We start from the raw sequence: 4,632 nt of genomic DNA, 5'->3' as shown, positions 1-4,632 counted from the left end.
GCAGACCGCCTCGGCGCCGCCGACGCCGGGGAGCTCAAAACCGTCCGGCTGATACTCCGCCGCCGGGACATTCAGGGGCCCGAGCTGGGCCTGGAAAAAACCGGGCCGTCCACGGGGTCCACCGCGGCCGTGACCGTGACGGCCGTGGACGACACCGGAGTGGCGCTCGTGGAGGCCTTCCTCGACACGCCGGGCAACGACGGCACGGGGACGGCGTTCACCGTCCCCCCCTGGCTCGGCCTGCCCGGCGACCGTCGGCTCACCGCCTGCCTGGCCGTGCCCACCGCCGACTGGGGGCCGGGGGAGACGCACACGCTCGTCGTCCACGCCCGGGACTCCGACGGGGTGTGGAGCGGATTTTCGACCCTCGAGCTCGCCAGGGGCGAAGGGAAGCCGTGGCTGACCGGGAAGGCGGTTTATCAAGGCGAGCCGGTGGAGGGGGCCGCCGTGGCCCTGGTCGCCGATCCGCCGGGAAAGCCGCTGGCCTTCGATACGACCGACCCCTACGGCCGCTACACCCTGCCCGAGATACCGGGAGGCTCGGCGGTCATCGTCTGGAAGGAAGGCGACGGACTGCTCCTCGGCCGGGGAGGGACCGAGAGCGGAGGGGAGGAGGTGCCGGTCGTGGAGCTGGAGCCCTGGCCGGTCGTAATCCAGGCCGCCTGCTCCCTGGTCCGCTACGCGCCGACGGCGGGCCTGGCGCTGCCCGGCGACCACCTCCTCGTCGAGGCGCAACTGGAGGTCCCGACGGTGGAGGGCCGGAGTTGGATCTACAGCCTCGAGCTCGGGGAGGCGTCCTACCCGGTGGGGCCGCCCCTGGGCGGGAACATTCTGACTTACCTGGACCGGGCCTCCATCGAGCTTCCGGGGGATACCGCGCCGCGGCTCCTGGTCACGCCGGTGGACGCCGAGACCGGGGAAAATCTCGGGGAGCCGTTCCCCTGGCGCTCGAACGCCCTCGACCTGGCCGAGCTGCCCTTCACCGCGGTTGCCGCGGCGGACGAGGGGACAACCGTGCGGATAAGCTGGGAGCCGCTCTACGGCGTCGCCGGTTACTACGTGGCCGTGGTGCCGGTGAAGGCGTTCGACGCGGAAGGGCTGCCGGACGCCGGGGTCTGGCGGACCTATCCCGATCTGGTGCGCACCGGGGAGCTGGTGATTCCCGAGGGGGATTTGACCGAGTACTGGGGCGTGCCGGGCGGGACGCGGTACGTGGTGGCGGTGTGCGCGGTATGGACGGACCTGGGCGACCGGAGTTGGAGCTTCGGCGAGCTGGTCCACCCGTAGGATCCCCCCACTTTTCCAGGTGTAGGCAGCGTGGATAGGAAATTCCGCCATACGAAAAATCCTCGCCTCAACCCGTAGGGCGGGGATTTGCCAGGGGCATAGCTCGCTACGCTCGGTTCCTATCCCCGCCGAAAAAGACCACGCGATGGCTACAGAACTACCTCAGCGCAAACACCCTCGACTACGTCGGGAAATTTACTCCGACCCTTCACGAGTATTTTCTATAACGACGTGCACTGCTAAACACAGGGAACTTTTACTTAAATCCCCATTTGCCGACCAGACATTCGAGATACTTAAAGACTATATCGCTAATAAATCACGTCTTTTCGCTGCCTGTATGATGCCTGACCATGTGCATCTTTTACTGATGGCCAAGGAGATTAATTTGATTGACCTAATCGGTGCATGGAAAAGGTACATCAGTCGTATGGCTGCTAAATATAGTCTTAACAAGCCGATATGGCAGACCAGCTTTTACGATCATGCGATAAGGAAAGATAAAGATTTACGACGGGCGGCGGAATATATTCTGGCGAACCCCATAAGGAAAGGGCTTTGTGAAAGGTGGGATGAATACCCATATAATTACATTGGTTTATAACACGGCGGGGTTAGGAAACCCCGCCCTACGTCTGGGCACATGACGGTGAATGACCCAACGGGCGAGCTTGGAGACCCGCCTCTACGCCATCACAACCAGCGACGACCGGCCACCGCTTGCCGGGCCGGGCCGGGTTTATTATACTTGACCGGGCTTTCAAGGCACGGGAGGTTCCATGAGTCCGAAGAAGAGCGGAGCCAGATACAAGCGCGGCGCCCTGGCCGGGATCATCGCCGGGGCGGTCATGGCCCTGGCCTACATCCTGTTGGACGTCCTCTCGAAGGGCGCGGCGGTGGGGACCGAGGTCGCCATGAAGAACATCGACTTCACCTACTTCCTGGCCCGCATCGGCGCGGGTGTGCTCATCGGCGTCGTCTGGGGCCTCTTCTACGCCGCCATCGAGGAGCGCGTCTGGGGCGTGGGCTTCCTGAAGGGCATCGTCTTCGGCGCCGCCGTCTGGCTCCTGGGCGGCCTCCCCACCGCCATGAACAACTACCTCGCCTTCGAGTTCCAGGGACTCACCGGCCTGTGGGCCTTCGGCGGCCTCGGGGTCTGCATCGTGGGCGGAATCGCGGTGAGCCTGGTGTACGGCCGCGTGGGGTACGACGACTCCAAGCGCGAGCCGGTGAAAGTTACCGCCACCATCACCGGCGGCGAGAAAGCCCCCGAGCCCCCGGACCGGGACATGCTTTCCCCCGGCGGTGGGAGTTAGGAGCCGCAGCGTGGGTGACCCTGACGACGCCGCGCGGTTCTTCGACTCCTTCGCCCGCGACTTCGACGGTTTCTACACGGGGCGCCGCGCGCGGCTGACGCGCTGGATGGACCGGCGCTTCCGCCGGGACATGGTCATCCGCTTCGCCCGGACCTTCGAGGGCTTTGGAGACCTCTCCGTGCGGACGGTGCTGGACATCGGCTGCGGCTCGGGACCCTACCTCGTGGAGGCGCTCCGGCGGGGGTCGGCGTCCGTGACCGGGGTGGACCCGGCCCCGGCCATGCTTGAGATGGCGGAAGAACGCCTGCGCACGGGCGGCTTCGACGGCCGATTCCATTTGATCGAGAGCGCCTTCCCCGGCGTCGGGCTCACGCCCCACGACCACGCCGTCGTCATGGGCGTCATGGACTACGTGGCCGACGCGGAGGCCTTCCTCGGTGCGCTCCGGCCGCTGGTCCGCGTCTCGGCGGCGGTCTCCTTCCCCAGCCGGCACTGGCTAAGAACCCCCCTTCGACGCCTGCGGTACCGCCTGCGCCGTTGTCCCGTTTATTTCTACACCGAGGACACCGTCCGCCGGCTCTTCGACCGGGCCGGCTTCGGCGACCTCGACTTGTGGAAGATACCGGGCGCCGGCCTGGATTTCCACGCCCTCGTCCGCCCATGACCCGCCACGGCCCCCCCGTCGTCACCGTGGACATCGAGGACTGGCCCCAGTCCACCCTGTCCCATGACCTGCCCGTCACCGGACGGGTGGCGGTCAACACCCGCCGCCTCCTGGACCTCCTCGACGAGTGCGGGGTCCGGGCGACGTTTTTCGTCCTGGGCCTGGCGGCCGAGGCCCACCCGGACCTGGTGGTGGAGATGAGCCGTCGCGGCCACGAGATAGCCGGCCACGGCCACGCCCACCGGGAGATTTTCCTCGGGTCGCGGTCGGATTTCACCGCCGACGTGACCCGCTCCAAGGCGCGGCTGGAGGAGTTGACCGGCCGCCCGGTGCTGGGCTACCGCGCCCCGGATTTTTCCGTGATGCGCCCCACACTCTGGGCGCTGGACGCCCTCGCCGAGGCGGGCTACCGCTACGACTCGAGCATCTTCCCCATCGCGCACCGCCGGTACGGGATTTCCGACTGGCCGCCGGAGCCGCTCTCGTTGGAGCTGCCGGGCGGCGGGGAGATCGTCGAGCTGCCCCTCGGGGTTTACCGGGGCCTGGGGCGGAGCTGGCCCTGCGGGGGCGGGGGTTACATGCGCCTCTTGCCGGGGATGATTTTTCGCGGTCTGGCGCGGAGGTCTCTGCGCCGGGCTCCATTCGTCCTTTACTGCCATCCCTACGAGCTGGACCCCGGCGAGTTCGCCGGACTGGAGTGGGACGTGCCCCCGCTCATGCGCCTGCACCAGGGACTGGGGCGGGGGCGGATGGAGAAAAGGCTGCGGGCGTTTTTCAAGGCCTTCGGCGGACGGTCGGCGGCGGATTATTTGGCGGAAAACGAGCCGCGTCGGGCCAGGCTGAATGCCGACGGCACCCTCACCCCGGCCGCTAACATGTAGGGCGGGGATTCGCTGGAGGCGTAGCTCGCTTCGCTCGGTTCCTATCCCCGCCGCATTTTTCAAAGGCAGCCCTCACCCTTAATCCCTCTCCCACTGGGAGAGGGAAACCCGTGGCCCGGCGATTGCGATGACGTAGGGCGGCCCCGTAGGACGAGTCCTCCGCGGGCCGCCGCTTGCACGCTCCCGGCCCCGACCCTCACCCTAACCCGTAGGCGAGCCTCTCCCTGGAAGGGAGAGGGGATAGCGGCGCCCCTCACCCTGGGTTGCGATGACGTAGGGGCGGGTCTCTTGACCCGCCCGTTCATCCAACGTCATGCGCCCAAATGTAGGGCGGGGATTTTAAGGGATAACTTAGTGTTCCTGGACCATCCTTAGTCTCATCTACAAAGCTAGATAAAGGGCTTACGAGGATGCTATCATGTCACATGAACCGGAGGCATGGTGGCAAACAGAGAGTCCGAGGATCGGCATGTCAAATGCCCGC

4 protein-coding genes are annotated in these 4,632 nt (G+C 66.3%); all 4 read left to right on the top strand.

The window, feature by feature from the left end:
- The coding region (locus NTW26_07605) for a hypothetical protein (protein ID MCX7022119.1) at positions 1–1,287 on the top strand (1,287 nt) is incomplete at its 5' end.
- Between the two features lie 779 nt (positions 1,288–2,066).
- Positions 2,067–2,603 (top strand): hypothetical protein, encoded by a 537-nt coding sequence (locus NTW26_07600; protein ID MCX7022118.1) that lies wholly within the window; start codon positions 2,067–2,069, stop codon positions 2,601–2,603.
- Between the two features lie 10 nt (positions 2,604–2,613).
- Positions 2,614–3,267: a methyltransferase domain-containing protein gene (locus NTW26_07595; protein MCX7022117.1), complete on the top strand. Its 654-nt coding sequence runs from the start codon at positions 2,614–2,616 to the stop codon at positions 3,265–3,267.
- On the top strand, positions 3,264–4,148 hold the full coding sequence (locus NTW26_07590; protein MCX7022116.1) for a DUF3473 domain-containing protein: 885 nt from the start codon (positions 3,264–3,266) through the stop codon (positions 4,146–4,148). Before NTW26_07595 ends, NTW26_07590 begins: the two co-directional genes overlap by 4 nt.
- Positions 4,149–4,632 lie beyond the last annotated feature (484 nt).

The sequence above is a fragment of the bacterium genome (assembly GCA_026398675.1).
Lineage (GTDB): Bacteria > RBG-13-66-14 > RBG-13-66-14 > RBG-13-66-14 > RBG-13-66-14 > RBG-13-66-14.
Note: the sequence above shows the minus strand (reverse complement) of the source record. Positions and strands in the feature narration are given on the sequence as shown.